Genomic DNA, 5,892 nt, shown 5'->3' on the forward strand with positions numbered 1-5,892 from the left:
CAATCGACACAACTCTCTCAGAGCCAAGAACTCGGTCTTGCTAAGATCGCGTATTTGGTTTTTCTGAGTCAAGTACATCAACACTGCTTTCTACATATTTACAGTATATAGCGAAAGCTATGTATTTTACAAGGATATTCTAAGGCTTAAAGGCGGTAGGCGAATAAATTCGCACGAGTCGTCGTTCCTCCGCGCTCGCTCAGAGACGCGGTTTCCCAACTTCCCGCATATTTCTTATGAAAGATCCTATAGACAAACGTCGTGGAAAACATCCTCACAGACGTAGCACAGAATCGTCTAATCAAGGGTTGTGGACAACGCATATTTAATTTTCAAATAGGTTGTCTATTAGACATCTGTTGGAAAACATCCTCACAGACGATTCTGTGCTAGGTATAATCAAGGGTTTGGGGCAAGGCATAGTTAATTTATGGAGATGTCTATTGTCTAGATTACAACGGTGCGATCGCGCGATCGCCCATAGGTTGGGTAACGCTTAACCCAATGCCGAAATACTAAAATATTTACACAATAGTAGAGACGTTCGGTTCGGAACGTCTCTACTGTGCTACATACCTACAGCTTGAGCAGCAGCGGGAAACATTGCAGGATCAATCGAAATGCCTAATTTCTCAGCTATACGACGACCATAGGAAACATCTGCGCGGAAAAAATGGCAAAGTTGACGCATCTGGATGTCTTGCCTTGCTTGACTGAGACTGCCAACGATGTTACTAACCAGACGCTCTTGCTGATCAAGAGTCAGTAATCGATAGAGATTACCTGCTTGGGTGTAATCGTCGTTTCCTTGACGATGATCGTAACGATCAACGCTGACATCACCCAGATGTAGAGGTGGTTCAGCATCAGCTGGGCATTCTTTGGGTGTACCCTCAGCACTATTCGGTTCATAGTTAGGAGCGCTACCACCGTTGTTTCCCAATGCCATAAAGCCATCTCGCTGGTAATGCATCACCGGGCATTTAGGTTGGTTGACGGGTAGTTGCTGATAGTTACCACCCAAGCGATACCGTTGAGCGTCTGGGTAAGACATAATCCGAGCTTGAAGCATTTTGTCTGGAGAAAAACTAACCCCAGGAACCACTGCACTAGGACTAAAAGCAGCTTGCTCGACTTCGGCAAAATAATTCTCAGGGTTACGATTTAGCTCTAAAATTCCGACTTCAATTAAAGGATATTCTCCTTGTTTCCAAACTTTCGTTAAGTCAAAGGGATTGTCTGGATGCTTTGACGCTTGCTCCTCTGTCATCACTTGAATACACATGCGCCATTTGGGATAATCTTTTTGGGCGATCGCTTCAAATAAATCGTGAGTCGCATGATCGGGATTTTCTCCTTTAAGTTTGGTCGATTCTTCCTCCGTCAAGGTTTGATGTCCTTGCAAAGTCTTAAAATGAAACTTACACCATACGCGATCGCCTGACTCATTAATTAAACTAAAGGTGTGACTACCAAACCCGTCCATGTGTCGAAAGGTTTTCGGAATTCCCCGATCTGAAAACAAAATCGTTACCTGGTGCAGCGATTCCGGACTGAGTGACCAGAAATCCCACTTTGCATTGTGGTCTTTGCAATTCGTTTGAGGATTGCGCTTTTGGGTATGGATAAAATCAGGAAACTTCAGCGGGTCGCGGATAAAGAAAATAGGGGTATTATTACCTGTAATATCCCAGTTTCCCTCTTCAGTATAAAACTTGATGGCAAAGCCTCTAGGGTCACGCTCGGCATCTGCTGAACCTTTTTCTCCCCCAACTGTAGAAAACCGAAGCAAAACTTCCGTTTTCTTACCAATCTCCGAAAAAAGTTTCGCTTTGCTGTAGCCAATTATATCATTAGTAACAGTAAAAGTACCGAAAGCTGCTGCCCCTTTAGCATGGACAACTCTCTCAGGAATACGTTCTCTGTTAAAATGAGCCAGCTTTTCCATCAGGTGGAAATCCTGCATTAATACAGGTCCACGCTGTCCAGCTGTGAGTGAATTCTGGTTATCGGCAACAGGGATACCGTCAGCAGTTGTCAATTTTTGCGGTTCAGTCATGGGTAAAAAAGTTCGAGGGTTAAGTTACTCAGATTGCCCTACATCACTGCATTGGTGTGCAAATAAATCGACACGAACCAATATCAGTTAACTCATAGTCATATCGAGTATGTATATAAATCATACTTGCTATGATTACGATTGGCAACAAATTTTTCGATCTTTAGGAGCGCTGATGAAAGTGAAAGTTAGGTTATGGGGGTAAAACTAATTCATAAAAAATTAAATTAGTCAAGTTAATATTTAACAATTGTGGCGATAAAGGTTTCGGCACAAACTACAAGCAGATAGCAGAAGTCACAAATGATGAGTTTTTACCTCAGTAAGCACCACCCAGCCCAACTCAACCGTTATACACTTATTCATTTTTCCTTTGTTGACTTTTAGCTGGTAAAGAAGTATAATTATATTCGCCTAGAAGGGGAGTAGCTGCTGGCAAAAAGACTTCAAACAAAGCCAGCGCATCTGAATCAACATACTGGCGATGAGCCTGGTTTGGATGGCAAGTATTTAGATATTTGAAAGCGAGACCTTCACTGAGTTCACACAAAAAAGTGTGAAGCTTAGTGAAGTTTCGCAACTCTCATTTAGCTTCACACAGGAAAAAAATCCTTAGGAGCAAGAGAAGAGTGTTAACAGGTTTTACCGCAGCTTTATTATTAATTACAGTTTCCGAGTTAGGAGATAAAACCTTTTTTATTGCCGTTATTTTAGCGATGCGTCACTCACGACAGCTAGTATTAATCGGTGCGATCGCGGCTTTAGCTGCAATGACAATAATTTCTGTCGTAGCAGGGCAAGCGATATCTTTCTTGCCAAAGCTTTATATTCATTACGCAGAAATTGTTTTATTTATCGGCTTTGGTATCAAGCTGCTATATGACGCAAATCGAATGCCGGCTTCGAGTTGTGATGCAGAAGTAGTAGAGGAGGCAAAAGAAGCAGTAGAACAGGCAGAAAAGCAACTGCCGAAGAAAAAAACACCACTGTCAATTATAGTAGAAACCTTTGTATTAACATTTATGGCAGAGTGGGGCGATCGCACACAATTTGCCACCATTGCTCTAGCTGCTAGCAACAACCCTTTTGGTGTAACCGTCGGTGCTATATTAGGACATTCTATTTGTGCAGTCATTGCCGTCAGTTGTGGACGACTCATCGCTGGAAGAATTAGCGATCGTCAACTTACCCTAATTGGTGGATGCTTATTTATCGTGTTTGGTGTAATAGCAGCGATGGAAGGGAGTTAGGAGTTAGGAGTTAGGAGTTGGGAGTGGGGAGTTGGGAGTTAGGAGTTGGGAGTTGGGAGTTAGGAGTTGGGAGTTGGGAGTGGGGAGTTGGGAGTTAGGAGTTAGGAGTTAGGAGTTAGGAGGAGCGTGGTTAGTTGTCCCCCCACTCCCCCACTCCCCCACTCCCCCACTCCCCCACTCCCCCACACCACGCTTCCTCACGGCTTAGGAGAAGCCGTCGGACTGGTGGGTGAGGCTGTTGCTTGTTGGTTAATTTGGTCTTTGTATTGAGCAGGTGCTAAAGTGGCAGCTTTGTCAAATAAAGGTTTTGCCTCTTCAATTTTGCCTTGTTCTTTGATGAGCAACGCCTTTGCCAAAACCGGGCGAAAATCTTTAGCATCGCTTTTAATTGCTTGATCGTAAATAGAGAAAGCTTGAGTGTAGCGTTTTTGGGAAGCGTAGACGTTGCCCAAAAGTACTTGCACAGCGATCGCATCCACACTTCCCGGTTGAATTTTATTTACCTGAGTTGAGGTAGTGAGGGTATCTTGCAGCAAACCGATCGCCGCTTCGGGGCGTTTTTGAGATAATAAAAGAGCCACCATTCCTTGTAAAGCTTCAATATCCCCCGGTTTCGTTGCCAAAACAGAACGATAAGCTTGAGCTGCTCCTTCTTTATCGCCTATTTGCTGTTTTGCTTGCGCTAGTAGCACCGCGTATTTCGTTTGTTCTGGATTTAGCTTGACTAATTTTTCTAAGGGTTCGATTACCGCTTGAATGTCAGCTGGCTGAATTTCACCTTTTCCTTTTTGACTCAGCAGCTGTAACCTAGCTTGTAATAGCCCCTTAAGCGCGGCTTGATTTTCTGGTTCGCGTTGCAAAACTAATTCATAACCCCGTACTTCGTCTTCCACCTTTGATTTTGGATCAGAAGCAGGCGAAGGCGCAACTTTGCCGGTGGTGGTGTTCTGAGTTTGGCGTTGCGTATCATTAAATGCCGTAATTAAGGGAACCACAGAAACCCCGACAAAAGCAAGCACTGCCACAAACAGCACTACTTGAACCATCCAACGATTGCCTTTTTGAGACACAAAACCGTCCTTCTTCTGAATAATGACATTATCAGTAACACAAATGCGAAAGTTAAAAATTTTAAAATTTTACGGAATACGGGTATTTAGCTGTGAAATTTATAACAATTAGCAATTTACACTGCTAAAGTAGGTGATGATTTTCGGGGAAATCCTCTGAAATTGTAGCTATGTTAAGCTGTCGAAACTAGTGTAAAAGCGTTAAATTACACATTTAGTATCTAAATGAGAAGTTTAGCGTTTAGAGTATCACACAGAGCGCCATATGCGTGGCTAACTTGAAAGAAATATACTTTTAAGCGCCGCACAAACGCTCTTTTCAGCTGCCTTAGTAAAATCCCACAATGGGATGTGTCTCCTAAGCAAGGAGTTTATATGAATTCCGACCTGATGCCGTCGTCTGAACCGTCCAAATCTGCTTCTAATCAAGATCCAACTCGTATAGAAGCCGCAAATCAAGTTGAAACTGAAAAACCAGCCCACGTCTCTAAGCCTGAGAATTCTTCCGTTGACCCCAGCGAGACTGTCTCAGACGCATTAGGGAATCGGCAGCAACCGATTCCCCCTCCCAGCGAACCAATGCAATATCGAGCGATCGGCTTAGTCCGAGGTCGCTACGTTGCTAGTGATGAACAATTCACTCAAGGAATGTTGTTGACTAGAGATGGTGTAGAACTCAATGCCGTCCTTTTAGGTCGGATAATGAGTTTAGTTAAGAATCATTTAGATTTAGAAAAAGAACATTTGTGGGTAGTATATCCGCGTACAAGGCAAGAAAATGATGCACTGCACCTACAAATTGTCGGGGTTTGGGAGCCAGAAAACCTGGCGAAACATTACTCAGAAGATGAAAATCAAGACTCCAAGTCAGAAGAATTAGTTTCTAGTCATGAACCTTCATCAGAATCGGCAGAAACTACGAGCGATCTTACACCTTCATCAGAAATTACAGATGGTGGTTTTTCGGTTCGTGGTGAAGTAGTTTACCAGTCTTTTGACGCTAAAAGCTTGGTGGTCAAGATTAAACAAGCCCCCCGCAAGACAGATGACAAACCCAAGTATTTCAAGTTGAAACTTACGGGTGTACTTGGGACAAAAGCTGTCGGTAAGTTTTGGGACTTCCAAGCAAAGCGAGAAGCTGATTTATTGATGATCGAAAACGCTACGGCGATCGCTGATTTGCCCAAAAAACGCAGACCACCTGAAAAAGGCGGTTTCCGTGGTGGCGGTGGCGGTTTCCGTGGTGGTGGTGGCGGTGGCGGTGGCGCTGGCGGCAGAAAACCATATCCGCCCAGACGCAGTAGCGGCGAAACCCCCCGCCCAATCAAGAAAGGCGAGTCCTCGCCAGTGCCAAATCCCGTACCCAAAGCACCGGCTCCTAAGCCAATAATACGACCGAAGCCGCAGGAGTAGAGGAAGCGTGGTGGGGGGGAGGGGGGGAGTGGAGGAAGCGTGGTGTGGAGGACAAGGAGAATAATTCTTCTTTCCCCCCCTCTCCCCATCCCCCCCTCTC

At 44.3% G+C, this 5,892-nt stretch carries 4 protein-coding genes; 2 read left to right on the plus strand and 2 right to left on the minus strand.

Annotation, left to right across the window (positions count from 1 at the left end; translation table 11 throughout):
* Positions 1–568: 568 nt before the first annotated feature.
* The gene (locus tag OGM63_RS26785; RefSeq protein WP_263748761.1) at positions 569–2,059 is read right to left on the minus strand and encodes a catalase; all 1,491 of its coding nucleotides are present in this window, start codon (positions 2,057–2,059) and stop codon (positions 569–571) included.
* A 629-nt stretch (positions 2,060–2,688) separates the two neighbouring features.
* Here OGM63_RS26785 and OGM63_RS26790 point away from each other — a divergent pair.
* The gene (locus OGM63_RS26790) at positions 2,689–3,309 is read left to right on the plus strand and encodes a TMEM165/GDT1 family protein (RefSeq protein WP_263748762.1); all 621 of its coding nucleotides are present in this window, start codon (positions 2,689–2,691) and stop codon (positions 3,307–3,309) included.
* Between the two features lie 197 nt (positions 3,310–3,506).
* On the opposite strand, the gene OGM63_RS26795 is transcribed toward OGM63_RS26790, so the two are convergent.
* Positions 3,507–4,379: a tetratricopeptide repeat protein gene (locus OGM63_RS26795; RefSeq protein WP_263748763.1), complete on the minus strand. Its 873-nt coding sequence runs from the start codon at positions 4,377–4,379 to the stop codon at positions 3,507–3,509.
* A gap of 375 nt (positions 4,380–4,754) precedes the next feature.
* Between OGM63_RS26795 and patR the strand changes: the two genes are divergently transcribed.
* Positions 4,755–5,792: a heterocyst master regulator PatR gene (patR, locus tag OGM63_RS26800; RefSeq protein WP_263748764.1), complete on the plus strand. Its 1,038-nt coding sequence runs from the start codon at positions 4,755–4,757 to the stop codon at positions 5,790–5,792.
* The last annotated feature ends 100 nt before the right edge of the window (positions 5,793–5,892 follow it).

This window comes from Plectonema radiosum NIES-515, from assembly GCF_025753815.1.
GTDB classification, from domain to species: Bacteria; Cyanobacteriota; Cyanobacteriia; order Cyanobacteriales; family Nostocaceae; genus Hassallia; species Hassallia radiosum_A.